Annotated in this window: 16 protein-coding genes; 7 read left to right on the top strand and 9 right to left on the bottom strand. The window is 60.1% G+C overall.

Annotation, left to right across the window (positions count from 1 at the left end):
- The first annotated feature begins 101 nt into the window (after positions 1 to 101).
- The 3 genes from modA to CPter91_RS09540 all read left to right on the top strand — a co-directional run bounded on the left by modA (position 102) and on the right by CPter91_RS09540 (position 2,311).
- Positions 102 to 863 (top strand): molybdate ABC transporter substrate-binding protein, encoded by a 762-nt coding sequence (gene modA, locus CPter91_RS09550; protein ID WP_061939645.1) that lies wholly within the window; start codon positions 102 to 104, stop codon positions 861 to 863.
- 94 nt (positions 864 to 957) lie between these two features.
- Positions 958 to 1,635 carry a molybdate ABC transporter permease subunit gene (gene modB, locus CPter91_RS09545; protein ID WP_061939643.1) on the top strand — a complete coding sequence of 226 codons (678 nt, stop codon included), beginning with the start codon at positions 958 to 960 and terminating at the stop codon, positions 1,633 to 1,635.
- A 10-nt stretch (positions 1,636 to 1,645) separates the two neighbouring features.
- The gene (locus CPter91_RS09540) at positions 1,646 to 2,311 is read left to right on the top strand and encodes an ABC transporter ATP-binding protein (RefSeq protein WP_061939641.1); all 666 of its coding nucleotides are present in this window, start codon (positions 1,646 to 1,648) and stop codon (positions 2,309 to 2,311) included.
- Between the two features lie 140 nt (positions 2,312 to 2,451).
- On the opposite strand, the gene CPter91_RS09535 is transcribed toward CPter91_RS09540, so the two are convergent.
- The 6 genes from CPter91_RS09535 to CPter91_RS09510 form a co-directional block, all read right to left on the bottom strand.
- Complete coding sequence (locus CPter91_RS09535) at positions 2,452 to 3,540, bottom strand: porin (protein ID WP_061939639.1); 1,089 nt, start codon at positions 3,538 to 3,540, stop codon at positions 2,452 to 2,454.
- 290 nt (positions 3,541 to 3,830) lie between these two features.
- The gene (gene hppD, locus CPter91_RS09530) at positions 3,831 to 4,907 is read right to left on the bottom strand and encodes a 4-hydroxyphenylpyruvate dioxygenase (protein WP_061939637.1); all 1,077 of its coding nucleotides are present in this window, start codon (positions 4,905 to 4,907) and stop codon (positions 3,831 to 3,833) included.
- 48 nt (positions 4,908 to 4,955) lie between these two features.
- The gene (locus tag CPter91_RS09525; protein ID WP_061939635.1) at positions 4,956 to 6,218 is read right to left on the bottom strand and encodes a Glu/Leu/Phe/Val dehydrogenase dimerization domain-containing protein; all 1,263 of its coding nucleotides are present in this window, start codon (positions 6,216 to 6,218) and stop codon (positions 4,956 to 4,958) included.
- Between the two features lie 60 nt (positions 6,219 to 6,278).
- Positions 6,279 to 7,073, bottom strand: coding sequence for an ABC transporter ATP-binding protein (locus tag CPter91_RS09520; protein ID WP_061939633.1), 795 nt, complete (start codon positions 7,071 to 7,073; stop codon positions 6,279 to 6,281).
- Positions 7,073 to 8,023: an ABC transporter permease gene (locus tag CPter91_RS09515; protein ID WP_061939631.1), complete on the bottom strand. Its 951-nt coding sequence runs from the start codon at positions 8,021 to 8,023 to the stop codon at positions 7,073 to 7,075. The genes CPter91_RS09520 and CPter91_RS09515 overlap by 1 nt, the downstream gene beginning before the upstream one ends.
- A 145-nt stretch (positions 8,024 to 8,168) precedes the next feature.
- Entirely contained in the window at positions 8,169 to 9,155 is a 987-nt protein-coding gene (locus CPter91_RS09510) for an ABC transporter substrate-binding protein (RefSeq protein WP_061939629.1), read from the bottom strand.
- Here CPter91_RS09510 and CPter91_RS27515 point away from each other — a divergent pair.
- Positions 9,154 to 9,276 carry a hypothetical protein gene (locus CPter91_RS27515; protein WP_257722464.1) on the top strand — a complete coding sequence of 41 codons (123 nt, stop codon included), beginning with the start codon at positions 9,154 to 9,156 and terminating at the stop codon, positions 9,274 to 9,276. The two genes, CPter91_RS09510 and CPter91_RS27515, sit on opposite strands and share 2 nt — an antisense overlap.
- A gap of 93 nt (positions 9,277 to 9,369) precedes the next feature.
- Positions 9,370 to 9,846, top strand: a complete 477-nt coding sequence (locus tag CPter91_RS09505; protein WP_099047287.1) for an Lrp/AsnC family transcriptional regulator — start codon at positions 9,370 to 9,372, stop codon at positions 9,844 to 9,846.
- A 797-nt stretch (positions 9,847 to 10,643) separates the two neighbouring features.
- On the opposite strand, the gene aceA is transcribed toward CPter91_RS09505, so the two are convergent.
- The 3 genes from aceA to CPter91_RS09490 form a co-directional block, all read right to left on the bottom strand.
- Positions 10,644 to 11,939, bottom strand: coding sequence for an isocitrate lyase (aceA, locus tag CPter91_RS09500; RefSeq protein WP_061939625.1), 1,296 nt, complete (start codon positions 11,937 to 11,939; stop codon positions 10,644 to 10,646).
- 395 nt (positions 11,940 to 12,334) lie between these two features.
- On the bottom strand, positions 12,335 to 14,722 hold the full coding sequence (locus tag CPter91_RS09495; protein ID WP_061939623.1) for a TonB-dependent receptor: 2,388 nt from the start codon (positions 14,720 to 14,722) through the stop codon (positions 12,335 to 12,337).
- Positions 14,723 to 14,854: 132 nt separating this feature from the next.
- Entirely contained in the window at positions 14,855 to 15,190 is a 336-nt protein-coding gene (locus tag CPter91_RS09490; protein WP_061939622.1) for a hypothetical protein, read from the bottom strand.
- A gap of 420 nt (positions 15,191 to 15,610) precedes the next feature.
- On the opposite strand from CPter91_RS09490, the gene CPter91_RS09485 reads away from it, so the two are divergent.
- Together CPter91_RS09485 and CPter91_RS09480 are read left to right on the top strand one after the other, a co-directional pair.
- Complete coding sequence (locus CPter91_RS09485) at positions 15,611 to 16,792, top strand: efflux RND transporter periplasmic adaptor subunit (protein ID WP_236905997.1); 1,182 nt, start codon at positions 15,611 to 15,613, stop codon at positions 16,790 to 16,792.
- A 15-nt stretch (positions 16,793 to 16,807) separates the two neighbouring features.
- Positions 16,808 to 19,936, top strand: a complete 3,129-nt coding sequence (locus CPter91_RS09480) for an efflux RND transporter permease subunit (protein WP_061939618.1) — start codon at positions 16,808 to 16,810, stop codon at positions 19,934 to 19,936.
- The last annotated feature ends 127 nt before the right edge of the window (positions 19,937 to 20,063 follow it).

Genomic DNA, 20,063 nt, shown 5'->3' with positions numbered 1-20,063 from the left:
GCAGCAGCCCGCTTTGCGACCTGCTTTTCAGGTTGACTCACGCTGTATCCTGCCATATATTTCGCTTTCCATTTTGTTACTTTCCGTCAGGAGATACCGCGATGTTGTGCCGCTTGAAACGCCTTGTTATTGCCAGCGCCCTCCCCCTTTTCCTGTCGATGCCGGCGGCCCATGCCGCCGACCTGGTAGTCTCGGCCGCCGCCAGCCTGACCAACGCCTTCAAGGAACTCGGACAGTCGTTCGAAGCGCAGAATCCGGACACCAAGGTGCTGTTCAACTTCGCCGCCTCCGACGTCTTGCTGCAGCAGATCATCAAGGGCGCCCCGGCCGACGTCTTTGCCTCAGCCGACCAGGAAGCCATGAACAAGGCGGAAGCGGAAAAAGCCGTGCAGCCTGCCAGCCGCAAGAATTTCGCCAATAACCAGATCGTGCTGATCGTGCCGGCCGACAGCACGCTGCACATCACCCAATTGCAAGACCTGACGCAGGCTGCCGTGAAACGCGTCGCCTACGGCAATCCGGCTTCGGTGCCGGTCGGGCGCTACACCAAGGCAGCGCTGGAACACGCCAGCCTGTGGGATGCGGTGGCCGCCAAGGGCGTGCCGGCGCAGAACGTGCGCCAGAGCCTGGACTATGTCGCACGTGGCGAAGTCGAAGCCGGTTTCGTGTTTTCCACCGATGCGGCAGTGATGCCGGACAAGGTCAAGGTCGCCGTGCGCGTGCCGTCGCAAACGCCGGTGAGCTATCCGATTGCCGTCACCAGCGACAGCAAGCAAGCCGAGATGGCGGCCAAGTTCGTCGCCTATGTGCTGTCGCCTGTCGGCCAGGCTACGCTGGCGCGCTATGGCTTTTTGAAACCCTGATCACCTGATGGACTGTAACAAGCGAATCAATAGTGTTATCGTCAAGTTCTTCCGCTCAGCATCAAAGGTAGGCAGTGAATAGAAAGCAGAAGTCATGAACAGCGGGGTCTGGGTCGCCCTCTTGCTCTCGCTGAAAGTCGCAGGCTGGGCCACCCTGCTCAACATGGTGTTCGGCGTCGCTGCCGCCTACGGCCTGTCGCGCTGGCGCTCACCGGCGCGCGGCCTGGTCGACGCCGTGCTGACCCTGCCGCTGGTGCTGCCGCCGACCGTGCTCGGCTACTACTTGCTGGTATTGCTGGGGCGCCGCGGGGTATTCGGCGCCTGGCTGGAAAAATGGGGCATCGAGCTGGTCTTCACCTGGCAAGGCGCAGTGATCGCCGCCACCATCGTCGCCTTCCCGCTAGTCCTCAAATCCGCCCGCGCGGCCTTTGAAAACGTCGATGCGCAACTGGAGAATGCAGCGCGCGTACTCGGCGTTTCAGAAGCCGGCGTGTTCTTCCGCGTCACCTTGCCGCTGGCTTCCAAGGGCATCGCCGCCGGTGTGCTGCTGGCCTTCGCCCGCGCCCTGGGCGAATTCGGCGCCACGCTGATGATCGCCGGCAACCTGCCCGGCCGCACCCAGACCCTGTCGGTAGCGATCTATGAAGCGGTACAGGCCGGCGACGACCAGACCGCCAACCTGCTGGTGCTGATCACTTCCGCCACCTGTATCGTGGTGCTGCTGATCGCCGGCCGCCTGCTGCCGAAAAGCCAGCGCCGCAGGAACACCTGAGGAGGATGCCATGACGATAGAGATCAGCATTCGTAAGCACCTGCAGGCTGACGACCGCGGCTTCAATCTGGATATCGCCCTGCACACCGCCAGCAACCGGGTAGTGCTGTACGGCCCGTCCGGCGCCGGCAAAAGCCTGACCCTGCGCGCGATCGCCGGTTTGCTGACGCCGGACGAAGGCGTGATACGCATCAAGCAACATGCCCTGTTCGACAGCGCGGCGGCCATCTGCCTGCCGCCGCAGCAACGCAAGGTAGCTTACCTGTTCCAGGACTACGCCCTGTTTCCACACCTCACCGTGGCGCAGAACGTCGCGTTCGGCTTGCGCTCGGGCTGCATCAACATACGTCGTCCGCTGGAGCATCCGGCGGTGCAGAAATGGCTGGCCTCGTTCGAACTGAGCACCACCGCCAACAGCTATCCGCACCAGCTTTCCGGCGGCCAGCGCCAGCGCGTAGCGCTGGCTAGGGCGCTGGTGCTGGAACCGGACATCTTGCTGCTGGATGAACCGTTTTCCGCGCTCGACCTCAGCCTGCGCGAAAAGATGCGCCATGAACTGTCGGAGCTGCAACGCCGCCTGAATGTGCCGATGATGGTGATTACCCACGATCCGGCCGACCTCGCCCTGCTGGGCGACGACATCTTCGAGATCCGCGACGGCAGCATTTCCAGATAGGCCAGTTGAAAATCCCATAAAAAAAACGCAGCACCGAATCGGTCCTGCGCTTTTTTACTTGTAGGGTGGGCACGCCTTTGTGCCCACGCGGATGCTGATACTGCGTGGGCACAAAGGCGTGCCCACCCCACATCCATTAATTAGAAAATGTGGCGGATACCAACAGCTACGCCAGTCACGCTATCCTTGCCGACCAGTTCCGTCAAGGCTGCATCTTTCGCCTTGTTGTAGTCGACCGTACCGTACACTTGCGTACGCTTGGACAGCGCATATTCCGCTACGCCGACCAGCGCGTAACGGCTGCCGTCGCCCAGGTTGCCGAGGGTTGCCACAGTGACGTTCTTGCTCTTGTCATAGTAGCCGGCTGCAGTCAGCGACCAGGCTGGAGTCGCCTGGAAAGTCGCGCCCAGGAAGTAAGCATTGTCCTGACGCTGGACGCCGCCGATACCGCCATTGGTTGCCGCTGCGCTGCCGGAAACGCCGAAATATGCCGGTGTCGTGCCGGTGCTGTCCTTGATGCGATAGTAGCCGCCGAACAGCTTGGCTGCGCCGATGGCGTATGACAGGCTCAGGTTATAGGCAGTGTCTTTCCAGTCAGAGTTGGTCGCGCTGATAGTCTGCTGATAGCCGCCGCCGATGGAAAATGGACCAGCCGTGTATTGGCCGGTAGCACCGAACTGGCTGCCGGTCTTGACCGATCCGGCCTTTTCACCTGCCGCGTAGCTCAGGCCGCCGGCGAAGCCGCCGAATGTGCCGTAGTACTTGATCATGTTGGAATTGCGGACCAGGGTGGCGCCAGCTGGCATCCATGCATTCTGGTCGTAGTTGCCGACGGTCAGCGGATCGAAATGATCTGCCATCAGGTCAAACAGCGGAGTCTGTTGACGGCCCAGGGTGACCGTGCCGAAGGAACCGCTCAGGCCGACGTAAGATTGGCGGCTGAACAAAGTGCCGGCGCTGGACAGGGTGCCGGTATCGGAATTGAAACCGTTTTCCAGGCGGAAGATGGCTTTCAGGCCGCCGCCGAGATCTTCAGTGCCCTTGAAACCCAGGCGGCTGTTGGAGATGGCGCCGTTGGTGATGACGAAGTTCTTTTGACCAGCGGCGTTGTCGCTGCTGAGGTAACGGATGCTGGTATCGACGATACCGTAGATCGTGACGGAGGTTTGCGCCATTGCGCCGCTGCTCGCCAGGCCTGCCGCTACCAGCAACAAAGAATATTTTTTCATGCACGTCTCCATAGGATTAATATTTTTTAGATTTTTGTACGACAGGCTGGGAACGGCATCATCAGATCTCCACCACGCTGCCCCCACCGTCGCCTTACCGTTACTACCACAACGCCGCCATTTCGGCGTTGTAGCGGGCTGTAACAACCGAATCAAGAGCGCCTGTCACGTACCCGACGCGCCCTTCGCTCTCGACTCGGCTGTTACAGCCCACTCGGGTAAAGCTGAGCCGCCATCATAGCAGGCTAACTTTCCCCCAAGACAAGCTGTTGCAAAAACACAACTTGAATTTATTCCGCCTTCAATACGCCGCGGCGGATCTGGTCGCGCTCGATCGATTCGAACAAGGCCTTGAAATTGCCTTCGCCGAAGCCTTCGTCGCCCTTGCGCTGGATGAACTCGAAAAATACCGGACCCAGCGTGTTGGCCGAAAAGATCTGCAGCAGCAGGCGCTGGCCCTGATCGCTGGAGACGCCGTCCAGCAGGATGCCGCGCATCTGCAACTGGTCGGTCGGCTCGCCGTGGCCAGGCAAGCGCCCTTCCAGCATTTCGTAGTAAGTCGCCGGTGGCGCCACCATGAACTTCGTGCCCATCTTCTTCAGCGCGTCCCAGGTTTGCACCAGGTTGTCGGTCGCCAGCGCGATATGCTGGATGCCTTCGCCGCTGAACTGCATCAGGAATTCCTCGATCTGGCCCGAGCCCTTGGACGACTCTTCGTTCAAAGGAATGCGGATCATGCCGTCCGGCGCGCTCATCGCCTTCGACGTCAGGCCCGTGTATTCGCCCTTGATGTCGAAATAGCGGATTTCGCGGAAATTGAACAGTCGCTCGTAGAACGCCGCCCAATGCGCCATGCGGCCGCGATAGACATTGTGAGTCAAGTGGTCGATAGTCTTGAGGCCGGCGCCGACCGGGTTGCGCTCGACACCGTCGATGAATTCGAAATCGATGTCATAGATCGACTTGCCCGGCGTGAAACGATCGATCAGATACAGCGGCGCGCCGCCGATACCCTTGATCGCCGGCAGCCGCAGTTCCATCACGCCGGTCGCCATGTCCATCGGCTCGGCGCCCAGTTCCAGCGCACGCTGGTAGGCCTTGTGCGCATCCTTGACGCGGAACGCCATGCCGCAGGCGGATGGGCCGTGTTCAGCCGCAAAGTAATGCGCCGGGCTTTTCGGCTCATGGTTGATGATGAAATTGATATCGCCCTGGCGATACAGCGACACGTTCTTGGAACGATGGCGGGCAACCTTGACGAAGCCCATGGCCTCGAAGGCCGGCTCGATCACGTTGGGGACGGGCGATGCGTACTCGACGAATTCAAAGCCGCACAGGCCCATGGGGTTATCAAATAATTCAGTCATGCGCTACTCCTGGTATAGATAAAGTCTGGTGGACTGGGTCAAAATGGATCAGCCGCGGGTAGCGGCGCTCTCCGATATTTCTGGCTTGATCAGCTGCTGCAAGGCGATTTCAAACGCGACCTTGGCGATTCCGGTAGTACTGGCCGAATGGCTGTGGCATTTCTCCAGCGCCGCACCGACGGTGGCCGAGACATCGCCAAAGATGGCTTCGTCGGACACTTCGACCTGGCTCTGCATCAGGAAGGCAAAGGCGCGCGCCATGCCGCAGTTGGCGACGAAATCCGGGATCACCGCGACCCGATTATCGGCATGCTCATAGATCGGACCGTAGAAAATGTCGCTGTCGGCAAACGGCACATTGGCGCCGCTGGCCACCACTTGCAGGCCGTTAGCGATGAGCTGGTCGACCTGATCTTGTCTGACCAGGCGCGAACCGGCGCATGGCAGGAAGATATCGGCGCCGACGCTCCAGATGGCGGCGTTGCATTCCTTGAAGGACAACATGTTGTCGGCGATCAGCTGGTTGCCTTGCTTGGCCAGGAACAAGGCATGCACTTCTTCGTAGCTGTAGCCATCGGCATTGATCAAGCCGCCGTTGCGGTCGATGATGCCAACCACACGGGCGCCAGCCTTGGCCAGGTAGTAAGCCGCGGTCGAGCCGACATTGCCCCAGCCCTGCACGATCACGCGCTTGCCTTCGAGGTTGCCGCCATACAGGCGGTAGTAATGGCGCACCGATTCCGCCACGCCCCAGCCCGTGATCAGGTCCGCCACCAGGTATTTGCGGCTGGCTTGCGGTGTGTAGCGCACGTCTTCCACTACCTTGGCCACGCCCATGCGCAGCTGGCCGACCTTCTGGATTCGCTCGTTGTCGCTAGGCTCGAAATGGCCGTTGACGATGCCTTCTTGCGGATGCCAGAGGCCGTAGCGCTCGGTCATCGGGATCACTTCATGCACTTCGTCGACATTGAGGTCGCCGCCGGTGCCGTAGTAAGTCTTCAGCAAAGGCGTGACCGCCTTGTACCAGCGGCTGAGGACGCCGGCCTTGCGCGGATCGGCAGGGTCGAAATCGATGCCGGACTTGGCGCCGCCGATGGCCGGGCCGGACACGGTGAACTTGACTTCCATGGTCTTGGCGAGCGACTCTACTTCGCGCCGGTCCAGCCCGCTGCGCATGCGCGTGCCGCCGCCCGCTGCGCCGCCGCGCAGCGAATTGATCACGATCCAGCCGCGCGCCGGCGTCTCGGCGTCATGCCATTCAAAGACGATTTCCGGCGCCTTGCTTTCAAACGCATTAAGTAAAGCCTTCATACTGCTCCTTCAGATTTCCATGGTTACGACGACCCTGCTGCCCGCTCAATCAATCGAGCATCAGCCTAGCAGCAGCTTGTCGTCATCGATTTTTTCACCGCGGGTGGTTTCAAACATCCGCAGCAGATCCGGCACATCCAGGCCGCGGCGCTGCTCGCCGTGCACGTCCAGAATCACTTTGCCTTCATGCAGCATGACAGTGCGTGAACCGTAATCCAGCGCCTGGCGCATGCTGTGGGTAACCATCATGGCCGTCAGCTTGCTGGATTCGACGATCTTGGCCGTCAGCGACAAGATGAAGGCTGCCGTCTTCGGATCGAGCGCAGCGGTATGCTCATCCAGCAGCAAGATGCGCGACGGCTGCAGCGAAGCCATCAGCAGGCTGACCGCCTGGCGCTGGCCGCCGGACAGCAAGCCCATGCGGTCCGACAAGCGGTTTTCCAGGCCCAGGCCGAGGATGCTGAGCTTTTCGCGGAACAGCTCGCGCAGGTTGCGGTTCAGGGAAAAGCGCAGGCCGCGCTTGCTGCCGCGCTTCCAGGCCAGCGCCATGTTTTCTTCAATCGTCAGGCTTTCACAGGTGCCCGCCATCGGATCCTGGAACACGCGCGCCACCAGGTCGGCGCGCTGCCAGCTGGAACGCCGCGTGGCGTCGGTGCCGTCGATGGTGATGCTACCGCTGTCGACCATCAGGTCGCCGCAGACGGCATTCAGCATGGTCGATTTGCCGGCGCCATTGGAGCCGATCACGGTGACGAACTGGCCGGACGGGATTTCCAGCGACAGACCGCGCAAAACCTTGTTTTCGATAGGCGTATCGGGATTGAACGTGATTTCCAGGTTATCGAGTTTCAACATCAGTTTTCCCCTTTGCGTGCTGCCAGGCCATTGGTGATACTGGCGGAAGGCTTGGTTTTTCCGTTGCCACGCATGCGCTTGTAACTGCGCTTGAAATTGGGAATCAGCAGCGCCAGGCCGACCAGCAGCGCCGTCACCAGATTCAGGTCCTGCGCCTTGAGGCCGATGAAATCCATGTCCAGCGCCAGCGCAATGAAGAAGCGGTACAGCACCGCACCGAAAATGCAGGCCGCCGTGGTCACCACCAGGCTGCGCGCCGGCAGCACGGTTTCACCGATGATCACCGCCGCCAGGCCGATCACGATGGTGCCTATGCCCATCGAAATATCAGCGCCGCCCTGGGTCTGCACGAACAGCGCGCCGGCCAGCGCTACCAGCGCGTTGGAAATCGCCAGGCCCCACACCGTCTGGCGGTTGGTGGAAATGCCCTGGGCACGCGCCATGCGTGCATTGGCGCCGGTGGAGCGCATAGACAGGCCGGTTTCTGACGCAAAAAACGCATCCAGCAAGAGCTTGGCGATCAGTACGATCACCAGCATCACCAGCGGCTGCACCCAGTAGTCCGGCAAATCGCCGATGCTGGTCATGCTGAACACCGTCGGCTCGCTGATCAGCGCCACGTTAGGTTTGCCCATGATGCGCAGGTTGACCGAATAGAGAGCAATCATGACCAGAATACTGGCCAGCAATTGCATGATCTTCAGGTAGACATTCAGGCAGGCGGTCACACAGCCCGCCAGGCCGCCGGCCAGCAGCGCGATGAAGGTCGCCAGGAAAGGATTCCAGCCGGAGACGATCAGAGTTGCGGCAACAGCGCCGCCGAGAGGGAAACTGCCATCGACCGTCAGGTCGGGAAAATTGACGACACGGAAAGACAAGAACACGCCAAGTGCGACCAAGCCGAAAATCAGGCCGATCTCGATGGCGCCAAGTGAAGCGATGAGCGACATATACATCCTTAAATTACGGAACCGCGGCTACCCGGAACAGCAGGCGGCCCGCGGCTCACCGGCAAAAAACACGCCAAATCAGGCAAACCAGAATCTACGAAGCAAAAGCCGACGGATGACGGCATGCGCCATCCGCCAGCCCTGCTTATTGTTCGACGACTTTGGCGGACTTGACCAGATCAGCCGGCAAGGTCAGGCCTTGCTTGAGCGCTGCCTTAGGATTCACGTACAACTCGAATGTGGTGCTGGTTTGCGAAGCGATCTTGCCTGGCGCTTCACCCTTCAGGATGCGCACCACGATCTTGCCGGTTTGGCGGCCCAGATCGTAGTAGTTGAGACCAATTGCGGCAGCAGCACCACGCTTGACCGCGCCGGTGTCGGCGGCAACCACTGGCAGCTTGGCTTGCTCGGCCACTTTGACGATGCCTTCAAACGCCGACATGACGTTGTTGTCGGTCGGTGCATAGATGACGTCGGCCTTGCCGATCAGGCTTTGCGCCGCGCTAGGCACATCGATGGTGCGGGCCGCAGCTGCTTCCACCAGGGTCAGGTCGGTGCCGGCCAGCAGCTTCTTGAGCGATTCGACGATAGAGACCGAATTCGCTTCGCCCGGGCTGTAGATCACGCCGATGCGCTTGGCCTTCGGCGCCACTTTGCGGATCAGTTCGATCTGCTTGTCCAGAGGCGACATGTCGGATACGCCGGTGACATTGGTGCCGGAAGCATCCCAGCTCTTCACCAGCTTGGCGGCGACCGGATCGGTCACGGCAGCGTAGACGATAGGCACGGTCTTGGTGGCCGATACCAGCGCCTGGGCCGAAGGCGTGGCGATCGCCACGGCGACGTCCGGCTGGCTGCCGGCATATTTACGGGCGATCTGCGCCGCGGTGCCGGTATTGCCTTGCGCACTTTGATATTCGAACTTCAGGTTCTTGCCGGCTTCGTAGCCTTCAGCCTTCAACTCGTCCTTGACGCCATCGCGCACGGCATCCAGCGCCGGATGTTCGACGATGGCCGTGACCACCACCGTTTTGTCCGCAGAGGCCGCAAATGCGGCACCGGAAGCGGACACGCCCGCCAGGCTCAGCAGCACGACAGATGCAATTGCGGAACGCAAGAAAGGAAATTTCATGACTTTGTCTCCAAATGAGTCAGTTTGGTTGCCGGGAATCGGCCTCTTTATTATATTGCAACAAGGGATTATTCTGGCCTGCGCCCTTGCTGCCGTATCTATTATTTTGAAAAAAGTATAGCTTTGAACGCTGAAAATTGGTTTGCGAGTTGCACCCGTTTTTTATACGGTTATGAAATATAATTTCGTCACAAATCCAGAAATCGAGAATAAATTGCACAAAATTGATATCGATCAAATCGACCGCAAAATGTTGACCTTCCTGCAGCAGAACGGCCGAGCATCCAATCTCGAACTGGCAGAAGCAGTCAGCCTGTCCGCCCCGCAATGCCACCGGCGCCATCGCCGGCTGGAAGAAGCCGGCTTCATCGTCGGCTATGAAACCCGGCTGAGCCCGGCCAGCCTGGGGCTGAACGTGATCGCCTTTGTCCATGTATCGATGGAGAAAGGACATATTAACGATTTATCGGGATTCAAGACAGCCATCAACGAATGGCCGCAGATCCTGGAGTGCTACTCGATCACCGGCGATTTCGACTACGTGTTGAAGGTAACCGCGCACGATCTGAAGGAATTGTCGGACTTCCTGATGGAAAAGCTGATGCGCATGCGCGGCGTCAGCGGCGTCCGCTCGAGCGTCTGCCTTGATGAAATCAAGGCGACCAATATGTTGCCGTTGCCGCCGGTCTGAGCCGGCTCCCAGTCGCCCAATCGGCATAGGGGCGGTCAGTATAACTGACCGGTCCCCTGCCACACCACCCGGCATGCGGGTCCGCACCGGGCGGTTGAAACGGTTGAGGTCGTCATGCCCATACCCGAACATGACGCCTGGACTCGCCTGTCCCCAACCCGGCCGATCTGGTTCTTCGCTGTCACAAGTATTTCAGGCTTCACCTGCTGCACTTTTCGTAACGAGCCCCGTATCCGGGCATCTGAAGCATATCCATTTCGGATGGTCAGGCAGACTTGCCCTTCTGCTCCTTTGGTCCTTCGCCAACAGCTTCCAGCCTCTCCGGCCATGCCGCCAACTACTACGACCTCTGCTGACTTCTCGCTCCGGCTTACACCGTCGCCCTTTCAGGCACAAAGCGAGATCTCCCCAGGTAAGAACGCAATCCTTCACTGCACAACCGCCGGATCTACGCCGCCTGACCCTTGATCACGAGAGCTTCGCGGTTCATTGCCCGCTCGCCCTGGTCGGCACCGCCTTCTATCCGATTCTTGTTCATCGGCTCGCAGCTTCGCTCCACGCTTCCTCCCCACACTCAGTCGCCCTCATGCAGTTGCGCTTCGCTTCGTTCGCTGTGATCAACTTACGGGAGGACTTTCACCTCCAAGATTGCGCCCATGCTGGGCGCACAATGAAAAAGCCGCACCCTTGTGGGATGCGGCTTTCTGGAGCGCTGACGAGATAACGCCCGCGCTTTGCCGGCGGACCGGCGTTCAATAAACCTGATCGTTCTACTGAATCAATCTAATTCAATCTAATCAAGCAACCTTGGCTTCGAAGAATTGCTCATCTTCGGTCGAACCGTGCAGCGCGGTAGTCGAGGACTGGCCTTGCTGGATGGCCTGGGTCACGGCGTCGAAGTAGCCGGTGCCGACTTCGCGCTGGTGCTTGACCGCGGTGAAGCCCTTGTCTGCTGCAGCGAATTCCGCTTCCTGCAGTTCGACGAAAGCCGACATCTGGTTGCGGGCATAGCCGTGCGCCAGATTGAACATCGAGTAGTTCAGCGCATGGAAACCGGCCAGCGTGATGAACTGGAACTTGTAGCCCATGGCGCCCAGTTCCTTCTGGAACTTGGCGATGGTGGCATCGTCCAGGTTCTTTTTCCAGTTGAACGACGGCGAGCAGTTATACGCCAGCATCTTGCCAGGGAACTTGGCGTGCACGGCTTCCGCGAATTTCTTGGCGAACGCCAGGTCCGGCTTGCCGGTTTCGCACCACACCAGGTCAGCGTACGGCGAGTATGCCAGTGCGCGCGAGATGGCCTGGTCAATGCCTGGGCGGGTCTTGTAGAAACCTTCGACGGTGCGCTCGCCGGTCAGGAACGGCTTGTCGTTTTCATCGACGTCGGAAGTCAGCAGGTCGGCCGCTTCGGCATCGGTACGGGCGATCACCAGTGTCGAAGTGCCGGAAACGTCGGCCGCCAGGCGCGCTGCGTTCAGCTTTTCAACCGCTTCACGGCTTGGCACCAGCACCTTGCCGCCCATGTGGCCGCACTTCTTGACCGAAGCCAGCTGATCTTCGAAGTGGACGCCGGCAGCGCCGGCATCGATCATCGATTTCATCAATTCGTAGGCATTCAGGACGCCGCCGAAACCGGCTTCCGCATCGGCTACGATAGGGGCGAAGAAATCGATATCGTCCTTGCCTTCCGACCATTGGATCTGGTCAGCGCGCTGGAAAGTGTTGTTGATGCGCTTGACTACAAGCGGGACCGAGTTGGCCGGATACAGCGACTGGTCGGGATACATTTCGCCGGCCAGGTTGGCGTCACCGGCGACTTGCCAGCCCGACAGATAGATCGCTTTCAAGCCAGCCTTGACTTGCTGCATGGCCTGATTGCCGGTCAGCGCGCCGAGAGCGTTGACGAATGGTTCTTCGTGCAGCAGCGTCCACAGCTTGTCGGCGCCGCGCTTTGCCAGCGAGTGTTCGATCTGCACCGAACCGCGCAGACGCACTACGTCTTCTGCCGAGTAATTGCGGGTAACGCCCTTCCAGCGTGGATTCTCTGCCCAGTCCTTGGCCAGTGCGGCAACTTGCTGTTCACGTGTAGTCATCGTCGTTCTCCTGTTAAAAACAAAAAGTGAAATCAAATCCGATGACTAAATAGTAGGCTTATCTGTGCGAGGCAACAAGGTCTTATATAAGACATATAAGTTTTTTTATTTTCTTTAAATTCAAATACTTATCTTTAATTTTTCGCGATGTGGAATAAAATTTCTGAGAATGAAATTTGAAAATGGTGCTCTGCATTTCAATTTTTCACATTATGAAATGCAAATTGCGTATCCTGAAAAATGCAAAAAAAGCGAGGAGCAAGCTCCCCGCCATCATTATACAGTCGTAGGGTGGGCAGATTTTCTGCCCACGCTGGGGCAGCGTCCGCGTTCCACGTGGGCACAGGTGCCCACCCTACCATTCCTATAAAGCCCAGCTATAAAACCAGCTTTGTTTAAAACGCCTTGCTCATCGACAGATAGAAGCCGCGCCGCTGTCCGTATTGCGGCGCGCCGACGCCGATGCCGGAGCCGTCGCGGATTTCATACACTTTGTCGAACAGGTTGATGACGCTCAGGCGCGTGGTGACCTTGCCGATCGGACTCTCGCCGAACACATGGCTGGCGCCCAGGTTGACTTCGGTATACGCCGCCAGGTGATCGGTATTGGCGAAACCGCTGCGCAGGCCGCTGCCAAACAAGGCATCGGCAGTCAAGGTGGTGCCCTGCCACAGATAGGAAACCCCGGTTGAAGCGGTGATAGCCTGGTCATGATCCAGGTGCACCCAGTGATTCGAGATGTAGTTCAGCTCATCCTGGCCGAAGTTGTACTGGCTGGAAGTGATGTTCTTGCCCAGCGCCACAGAACGCGCCAGGTTCAGGTAGGCCGACAGATTATCCTTGTGATAGTTGAGGGTCAGCTCCAGGCCATACACCTTGCCCTGCGCGTAGTTGAACGGCGTGTACAGCAAGGCCGAGCCGAACTGTCCTTCGTCCAGCAAGTTCTTGACCTTCTTGTAGTAGCCATCCAGCCCCAGGGTGACGTGCTGCGTGAGCTGGTGATTGACGCCGAGGTCGTAATAATCCGAGCTCTCCGCCTGCACCGGGTCGTTCTGGCTGCTGGCGGACGCGTTGGTGGTGCCATTGAAGCTGGCGACAGTGCTGGCGCCGATCAGCTCGCTGGCCGGCGGCGTGAAGTACTTGGCATAGCCGGCATGGAAAGTGGTGCGCGGCGTCATCTGGTACACCACGCCGATGCGCGGGCTGAACTGGCTGGCGTTCACATAGGCGTTCACCCAGTCGGCGCGGGCGCCGTAGTTGACGGTGACCTTGTCGCTGATCTTCCACTCATCCTGCAGGTAGACGCCGGCCTGGTTGGTGGTCTTCTGATTGCTGTCGGCCAGCGTGATCGGCTGGCTCGACAGCTGGTTGCCGCTGTCGTCGGCCGGGAACGTCAGCGAATTGTCGCTGTTCTTCAGGTTCTCGCGGGTGTAGTTGACGCCGGCGCGTATCGTGTGATTGGCGTTCAGGCGATAACTGCCGTCGGCTTGCAAGCCATTCGCCAGGCCGGTGCGCAACACGCGCGAGGCGACCCCGGTATACAACAGGTCGCCGACCTGGTCCGGCTCGAACAGCACTTTGGAATAGCGGCTGAAGGCGGCTACCTGATAATCGATATCGGAACCGATCTTGCCTTGCAAGGCAAGAATGCCGTAGCGGTTGGTTTCGTGCTGACGCTCATTGACGTCGGCGGATGGATAGTCGGTCACGCCGTCAAGCTGGAAGCCGGGCGTCTTGCCTGGACTGTTCGGTATCTGGAAACGGCCGTCGGAATTTCCGAGAATCAGACTGACGCGGGTATCGGCATCGAGCAGATAAGAGAAATAGCCGAAAGCCTTGTTTTGCAAGGTGCGGTCATGTAAGGCGCTGGAGGCGCCGGTAGGATTCTCGATGCCGAGGTTGTTGGCTTCGAACGAACCGTTGATGTAGTAGCTGAAGGAATCGGTGCTGCCGCTGACGTCGCCGCTGATCTGACGCGTGTTGTTGCTGCCGATCTGCACGCCGATGTTGCCGCCGTTGGCCAGCTCGCCGTTCTTGGTATGGATATCGACCACGCCGGCGGTGCGATAGCCGTATTGCGCCGGCAAGGCGCCGGTGAGCACGCTGACGCTGTCGACAAAGCGCGTGTCCAGGGTCTGGCCGAAGCCGGAAATGCTTTCCGGCAGGATGATGCCGTTGAGACGGTATTGCAGGTTGGCGTGGTCGCCGCGCACGTGCAGTTGGCCGAAGGAATCCTGTGCCACGCCAGGCGCGCGCAACAGCACTTCATTGAAGGCAGTGTCTTCGCCTTGCGGCATGGCGGCGATTTCCTTGCGGCCGATGCGGTAGATGCTGCTGCCGGTTTCGACCTGGATGCCGTTGCGGGCACGGTCCAGGCGGTCGGCGGTGACCACCACCGCATTGCTGGCGCTAACCGTGCCGGCCTGGCTGGCTTTCAGGGTGACGTCCGCGGTGGCGCCGTTTTCGTCGGCCACGGTGACGGTGCCGTTCTCAGACTGGAACGAGGGCTTGCCGACGCTGATGGCATAGCTGCCGGGCGCGATGTCGCTAAACGTGAAATGACCTTGCTGGTCGCTCTTGGTGCTACCGACTGCTTTGCCGGTGGCGTCTTTCAGGGCCACCGTCGCGTCAGGCAAAGGCTGGCCGAGCGCATCGTGGATGGCGCCGCTGATCTGTTTAGGTGCGGACTGCGCATAGGCGGCGGACGGTGCAAAGCCGGCAAAACCATAGGCCAGCGCAATCATGGCGCTCAATTTTAGTCGGCGCGACAAGCGTATTTTCATTCTAAAACTCCGATAAGACGAATAACCCGGCCGGCATTTTCCGAATTGCCCCATGGGTGACAGGGGCGCACGGAAAATCGCTACAGGCGGCTTGGGATCAAGCAGCCTCAGGCCAAAAGAAAAAACAAAACGTCAGACCAGAGGGGATGGCGGGGCTTGGGAGTGCGGCGTCAGATAGTGCTGCTGCGCCGGGGTATAGATATAGACCGGTTCGGCAAAGCTGCTGTAGGCGAATACCAGGACCGGCGTCAGCACCGGCACCGGGGTGGATGGGACCGGCGCCGGGAAGTCGGCCGCCAGGTCGCAGCTGATGCAGTCGGAGGATACTTCGGCCAGGCTGTGATTATGAAAAGCCATGCCGACCAGCTGCAGCACCAGGATCGCCAGCGCCAGCCACAGCGTGCATTGCTGCAAACGCAGCTTGAAGCGGCGCCGCGTGCGGAAATGGGATTCGACGATCAGGCGCATGGCGGCGCCAGGGAACGGCAGCAGGCTTGCATTGCCGCGGCCACAGACGTGCGGACGGCGCGCATCAGGCGCGAAATCGGCAAAGCTGGGCTGGCTTGAAGAAGCATGTAGCGTGAACCTGGTTAATTAACGGCTAAACGGCTAATAAAGGGGGAAATTACAATTTGTAACCGCAAGCGGAGAGTGTAATCGGGAACTGGCATTGCTTGCAAGCCAATTGCAACACAGTTGCATGGATTGTCATCTGCACTGGGACGGCGGGCAAGCTGTCCCGTTTGACATTCAGGCTGGCCGTGCCGCGCCTAGCCTTCATCCAAAACTCATCAAATTGTTTCTACATAGCGATACAAGTTCCTCCATAATATGCCACAACTTTTTCCCCGGCCTGTCACATTTACAACGGTAATCATGACAATAATCATGGCAAATTCGTCCCCGTCGTCGCGTTCACGTATCGGCTGGCGCAAGCCGCTTGCCCTGTTGCTGGTCATTGCGCTTGCCGGCGGCGGCTGGTTCGCCCTGCATGCCAGGAACAGCGACGCCAGGCAGGCCGACAATGGCAAGACGACAACCCCAAAGACCCATGCGTTTGAACTGGCCGCCGCCGACGTCGCCCTGATCGATGCCAGGGAATTGCGCATCACCCTGCCCTTGTCCGGCTCGCTGATGCCGCTGGTGCAAGCCACGGTCAAATCCAAGGTCGCCGCCGAAGTGCGCGCCACCCTGGTGCGCGAGGGCATGCAGGTAAAACGCGGCCAGGTCATGGCCCAGCTGGATACTGCCGACCTGCAGGCGCGCTACGCCACCCAGCAAGGCACGCTGGACGAAGCCAAGGCCAAGCTGGCGCTGGCCAACAAGAACCACGACATCAACCAGATGCTGCTGAAGCAGAAATACATCTCGCAAAATGCTTTCGATACCGCGCACAACAGCGTCGAGGTGGCGGAAGCCAGCGTCAAGTCGGCCACTTCGCAGCTGGAGATCGCGCAACGGGCGATCAACGACGCTACCATCCACGCGCCGATCGACGGCATCGTCAGCAAGCGCGAGATCCAGCAAGGCGACAAGGTCTCGCCCGATTCACCGCTGTTTTCCATCATGGACCTAAGCCAGATGACGCTCGAAGCCCAGGTGCCGGCCAGCGAAATCCCGAGGGTCAAGCTGGGCCAGGAGGTGACGTTTGCGGTGGATGGCTTCCAGGAGCGCCGCTTCAGCGGCACGGTGACGCGCATCAATCCCGCTACCGAAGCCGGCTCACGCGCCATCAAGGTGTATATCGCGGTCGCCAACAGCGACGGCGCGCTGAAAGGCGGCATGTTCGCCAAGGGCGCCATCACCCTGCAGAAATCGGCCTTGCGGCCACTGCTGCCGCTGGCAGCGCTGCGCCATGAAAACGGCGTTGACCTGGTCTACACCGTGCAAAACAATCTGATCGTGGCGCAGCCGGTCACGCTGGGCTTGCGCAACGACGATGAAAACCTGGCCGAAGTGACCTCCGGCCTGGCGCCAGGCGCACAGGTGATCGTGGTCAGGCTGGACGGCGTCAAGCCCGGCAGCGCAGTCAAGCTGGCAGAAACCGCCGGCGCCAAGCGCAACAGCTAGAGGAAAACACGCACCATGTGGATTACCAAAATCAGTATCAACCATCCGGTGTTCGCCACCATGGTGATGGTGGCCTTGCTGGTGCTGGGCCTGTTCTCCTACCAGGAACTGGGCCTGGAGCAGATGCCGGACATCCAGACGCCCGGCCTGCTGATCGAGATGCGCTACCCTGGCGCCTCGCCGGAAGCGGTCGAGAACGACATCACCAAGCCGATCGAAGACACCATCAATTCGGTCAGCGGCATCAAGACCATCCTCTCCAGTTCGTATGAAGGACGCAACGACACCTGGGTGACCTTCGAGCTGAACGTCAACATGGATCGCGCAGTGCAGGAAGTGCGCGACAAGATCGCCCAGATCCGCCCCAGCATGCCGAAAGACGCCAAGGACCCGTTCATCGTCCGCGGCGACACCCTCAACACCCAGCCGCTGGCCTCGCTCAGCGTGACTTCCAGCACGCGCAGCCTGCGCGACCTGTCGACCCTGACCGAGCAGATCATCGTCAAGCGCCTGCAGGCGGTGGCCGGGGTCGCCAAGGTCGATATCGGCGGCAACGTCAGCCGCCAGGTGCTGGTGAACCTCAAGCCGGAACAGATGGCGGCGCAAAAGGTCGGCGTCGACGAAATCCTGAATGCGATCCAGAGCACCAACCAGGACATGCCGGCCGGCCTGATCACGCGCGGCGCTTCCGAGCAGCTGGTGCGGCTGGAAGGCAAGATGAAAGATCCGCGCGCCTTCGGCCAGATCATCGTCGCCCGCCGCGGCGGCAGCCCGGTCTACCTCGACCAGGTGGCGCAGATCGCCGACGGCGAACGCGAAGAAAGCTCGATCTCGCGCTTCAACGGCCAGCGCGCCATCAACCTCGACATCACCAAGCTGCAGGATGCCAACATCGTTGCGGTGGGCGACGGCGTGCGCAATGAAGTGGAAGTCCTGAAGACGCAGCTGCCGAAGGATGTCGAGATCAAGATCGTCCACGCCAATTCCGACAACGTCAAAAGCTCGCTCGACCGGGTCAAGGAAACTATCCTCGAAGGCGCCGCGCTGACCATCCTGATCGTCTTCCTGTTCCTGCATTCCTGGCGCAGCACCATCATCACCGGCCTGACCCTGCCGATTTCCGTGATCGCCAGCTTCATCGCCCTGCACGCTTTCGGCTTTACCCTGAACTTCATGACCTTGATGGCGCTGTCGCTATGCATCGGTTTGCTGATCGACGACGCCATCGTAGTGCGCGAAAATATCGTGCGTCACCTCGGCATGGGCAAGAGCCACGTCGCCGCGGCGCGCGACGGTACCCAGGAAATCGGCCTGGCGGTGATGGCCACCACCTTTGCCATCGTCGCGGTGTTCGTACCGGTGGCCTTCATGAAGGGCATTATCGGCCGCTTCTTCCTGCAGTTCGGCGTCACCGTCACGGTGGCGGTGCTGGTGTCGCTGTTCGTCAGCTTTACGCTGGACCCGATGCTGTCGTCGGTCTGGCCCGATCCGCCGGAAAACCGGTTCAAGCGCCTGCCCTGGCTGGCGCGCCTGATGGCAGGCATCGAACACCTGATCGAGCGCATCCACGGCGTCTACGGCCGCATCCTGCAACGCGCGCTGGCCTGGCGCAAGACTACATTGTCGCTGGCATTGGCGCTGTTCGTCGGCAGCCTGTTCCTGGCGCCGCTGGTCGGCACCGAATTCATTCCGGATACCGACCAGGGCTTCATCGCCCTCAAGCTGAAAACCCCGGTCGGCTCCAGCCTGGCCTACACCGACAGCAAGATGCGCCAGGTCGAAGAGGCGCTGCGCAAGATGCCGCAGATCGAGAACATCAGCACCACCGTCGGCACCGACGATGGCCGTAATGCGGCAGATATGAACCTGACCCTGACCAATCGCAACACCAGTCACCGCATCTCGCAGAAGGAAGTGGAAAAGAATATCCGCGAGCGCCTCAAAGCGATTCCCGGGATTGAGCTGTCGGTGGGCTGGGACAAGCCGATCTACGTGGCGATTCTCGGTCCCGAAACCGATAAGCTGAGCGCCATCGCCGACCAGGTAATGCTAAAGATCGGCAAGATCAAGGGCATCACCGACCTGGAAAACAGCCTGACCGCAGCCAATCCGGCGATCACCATCAAGGTCAACAACGCCCTCGCCAGCGACCTCGGCCTGAGCGTGCAACAGATCGGCGCCGCCCTGCGGCCCTTCGTCTCCGGCGACGCCAACGGCTACTGGCTGGCGGCGGACGGACAAAACTATGAAGTCAATGTGCAGTTGCCGAAATCCGGCCGCCAGAAAATCGCCGACCTTGGCGACCTCTCGGTCGCCAGCAGCAATCTCGACAGCGACGGCAAGCCGGTCATGGTGCCGCTACGGCAGGTAGTTGAATTCGTCCACACTTCCAGCCCGCGCGTGATCAAGCGCCAGGACCTGCAACGCCGCATCGGCATCTACGCCAACGTCGAGGGCCGTCCTTCGGGCGACGTCGGCACCGAAGTGCAGGCCGTGATCAAGCAGATCGAACTGCCGCCCGGCTATCGTTTCGACGTCGGCGGCCGCACCAAGGACATGCAGGAAGCCTTCGGCTCCGCGCTGGCGGCACTGGGCATCGCCGTGATCTTCATCTACCTGATCCTGGCGTCGCAGTTCGGCAGCTTCCTGCAGCCGATCGCCATCATGGCCGCGCTGCCATTTTCCCTGATCGGCGTATTTCTGGCCTTGCTGATCACCGGCAGCACATTGAACATCTTTTCCATCATCGGCTTCATCATGCTGATGGGACTGGTCACCAAGAATGCGATCCTGCTGGTCGATTTCAGCAACCGCGAGCAGCGCAACGGCAGCTCGCAATACGACGCTATCCTGGCAGCCGGCCAGGTGCGCCTGCGCCCTATCCTGATGACCACCCTGGCCATGCTGTTCGGCATGCTGCCGATGGCGCTCGGCCTGGGCGACGGCGGCGAAACCCAGGCGCCGATGGGGCGTGCGGTGATCGGCGGCATCATCACCTCGACCCTGCTGACGCTGGTGGTGGTGCCGGTGGCGTATAGCTATCTGGACAGCTGGGGCAAACGGGCGCTGCGCTATGTCAAGCGCGGCCATGCCAAGGAAGCGGAAACGGCAGCGCTATCCGACGCGCAAATGCCCCTCCATTGAATCCATACATCGTCCGTCATTCCCGCGAACGCGGGAATCTATTTTCCTCGCCATATTCAGTAACTTGGATTCCCGCGTTCGCGGGAATGACGTAGCCGACGAGGCCGGGACGCGTAGTCGAGCCGCC

It is taken from the genome of Collimonas pratensis, assembly GCF_001584185.1.
GTDB lineage: Bacteria > Pseudomonadota > Gammaproteobacteria > Burkholderiales > Burkholderiaceae_D > Collimonas > Collimonas pratensis.
Note: the sequence above shows the minus strand (reverse complement) of the source record. Positions and strands in the feature narration are given on the sequence as shown.

Coding starts and splice junctions, on each gene's coding strand:
- modA (WP_061939645.1), top strand. CDS start 102: ATGTTGTGCCGCTTGAAACGCCTTGTTATTGCCAGCGCCCTCCCCCTT.
- modB (WP_061939643.1), top strand. CDS start 958: ATGAACAGCGGGGTCTGGGTCGCCCTCTTGCTCTCGCTGAAAGTCGCA.
- CPter91_RS09540 (WP_061939641.1), top strand. CDS start 1,646: ATGACGATAGAGATCAGCATTCGTAAGCACCTGCAGGCTGACGACCGC.
- CPter91_RS09535 (WP_061939639.1), bottom strand. CDS start 3,540: ATGAAAAAATATTCTTTGTTGCTGGTAGCGGCAGGCCTGGCGAGCAGC.
- hppD (WP_061939637.1), bottom strand. CDS start 4,907: ATGACTGAATTATTTGATAACCCCATGGGCCTGTGCGGCTTTGAATTC.
- CPter91_RS09525 (WP_061939635.1), bottom strand. CDS start 6,218: ATGAAGGCTTTACTTAATGCGTTTGAAAGCAAGGCGCCGGAAATCGTC.
- CPter91_RS09520 (WP_061939633.1), bottom strand. CDS start 7,073: ATGTTGAAACTCGATAACCTGGAAATCACGTTCAATCCCGATACGCCT.
- CPter91_RS09515 (WP_061939631.1), bottom strand. CDS start 8,023: ATGTCGCTCATCGCTTCACTTGGCGCCATCGAGATCGGCCTGATTTTC.
- CPter91_RS27515 (WP_257722464.1), top strand. CDS start 9,154: ATGACTTTGTCTCCAAATGAGTCAGTTTGGTTGCCGGGAATCGGCCTC.
- CPter91_RS09510 (WP_061939629.1), bottom strand. CDS start 9,155: ATGAAATTTCCTTTCTTGCGTTCCGCAATTGCATCTGTCGTGCTGCTG.
- aceA (WP_061939625.1), bottom strand. CDS start 11,939: ATGACTACACGTGAACAGCAAGTTGCCGCACTGGCCAAGGACTGGGCA.
- CPter91_RS09495 (WP_061939623.1), bottom strand. CDS start 14,722: ATGAAAATACGCTTGTCGCGCCGACTAAAATTGAGCGCCATGATTGCG.
- CPter91_RS09490 (WP_061939622.1), bottom strand. CDS start 15,190: ATGCGCCTGATCGTCGAATCCCATTTCCGCACGCGGCGCCGCTTCAAG.
- CPter91_RS09485 (WP_236905997.1), top strand. CDS start 15,611: ATGGCAAATTCGTCCCCGTCGTCGCGTTCACGTATCGGCTGGCGCAAG.
- CPter91_RS09480 (WP_061939618.1), top strand. CDS start 16,808: ATGTGGATTACCAAAATCAGTATCAACCATCCGGTGTTCGCCACCATG.